The sequence below is a fragment of the Melaminivora alkalimesophila genome (genome assembly GCF_000282995.1).
Lineage (GTDB): Bacteria > Pseudomonadota > Gammaproteobacteria > Burkholderiales > Burkholderiaceae_C > Melaminivora > Melaminivora alkalimesophila.
This window is the reverse complement of sequence record NZ_ALEE01000279.1, coordinates 1-1212: the sequence shown is the minus strand read 5'-3', so window position 1 is coordinate 1212 and position 1212 is coordinate 1. Positions and strand designations below refer to the sequence as shown.

The following is a 1212-nucleotide window of genomic DNA, read 5'->3' as shown; positions in this document are numbered from 1 at the left end:
CGGGTCTGAGCCGCCGCGCCGCCGGCCGTGCGTGGCATAGTGCGGCCCGCCGGCCGCGCCTCGTGGGGCGGGGCACCGGCCTTTCCGCTCACCTTTTCGGCTGCACCATGCACATCGTCCACCGCATCTCCGACCTGCGCGCCGCCCTCGCCGGGCGCGGGCGCCCGGCCTTCGTGCCCACCATGGGCAACCTCCACGCCGGCCACCTCTCGCTGGTGCAGCAGGCGCGCGCCGCGGGCGACGTGACCGTGGCGAGCATCTTCGTCAACCGGCTGCAGTTCCTGCCGCACGAGGATTTCGACAGCTACCCGCGCACCTGGGAGGCCGACTGCGCGCAGCTGGAGGCGGCCGGCTGCGACGTGCTGTTCGCCCCACGCGAGAGCGAGCTCTACCCCCAGGCGCAGACCTTCAAGGTGCAACCCGACCCGCGGCTTGCCGACATCCTGGAGGGGCAGTTCCGCCCGGGCTTCTTCACCGGTGTGAGCACCGTGGTGATGAAGCTTTTTGCCTGCGTCTTCGCCGGCAGCCCGGGCGTGGCGGTGTTCGGGCGCAAGGACTACCAGCAGCTGCTGGTGATCCGCCACATGGTGCAGCAGTTCGCGCTGCCCATCGACATCCTGGCCGGCGAGACCTGCCGCGCCGAGGACGGGCTGGCGCTCAGCTCGCGCAATGCCTACCTGGGTCCCGCCGAGCGCGCCGAGGCGGTGCAGCTGGTGCGCGCCCTGCGTGCGCTGGCGGACGCCGCGCTGCAGCCCCACGCCGACTTGGCGGCGCTGGAGGAAGGCGCCATGCGGTCGCTGCGTGCGCGCGGCTGGCAGCCGGACTACCTCACGGTGCGCCGGCGCGGGGACCTGCTGCCGCCGGAGGGTCGCGCCGAGCCGGGCGGCCTGGTGGCGCTCGGCGCGGCGCGCCTGGGCGGGGCGCGGCTGATCGACAACCTGGAATTCTGAGGCGCTGCCGGAGGGCGATCCATGACCCGTTCGCGGGCAGAGGGCGGCGACGCCCCGGACTGGGCAGACGCACCGCAAGGCTGGGACTGGCTGGCGCAGGACGCCGACGGCAAGTGGTACTGGTACCGCACCGAGCCGCAGCTCTTCTGGGCGGGCGGCCTGTGGCGCTCCAACTCGCGCAATCAGCAATACGCCGGCCAGGGCGCGCCGAGCGAGGGCTGGGCCGACTCCCTGCGGGTGCGCCCGGGAGGCGGCAGCGGCG

General features: G+C 74.0%; 2 protein-coding genes. Both read left to right on the top strand.

Annotation, left to right across the window (positions count from 1 at the left end; all coding sequences use genetic code 11):
* The first annotated feature begins 107 nt into the window (after positions 1-107).
* Positions 108-950 (top strand): pantoate--beta-alanine ligase, encoded by an 843-nt coding sequence (panC, locus tag A612_RS05310; RefSeq protein WP_019373503.1) that lies wholly within the window; start codon positions 108-110, stop codon positions 948-950.
* A 21-nt stretch (positions 951-971) separates the two neighbouring features.
* Positions 972-1212: hypothetical protein (locus tag A612_RS05305; protein ID WP_019373502.1), on the top strand; the 241-nt coding region annotated here is incomplete at its 3' end.

Bases quoted from the DNA above. Each gene is read 5' to 3' on its own strand.
- panC (WP_019373503.1), top strand. From the start codon at position 108: ATGCACATCGTCCACCGCATCTCCGACCTGCGCGCCGCCCTCGCCGGG.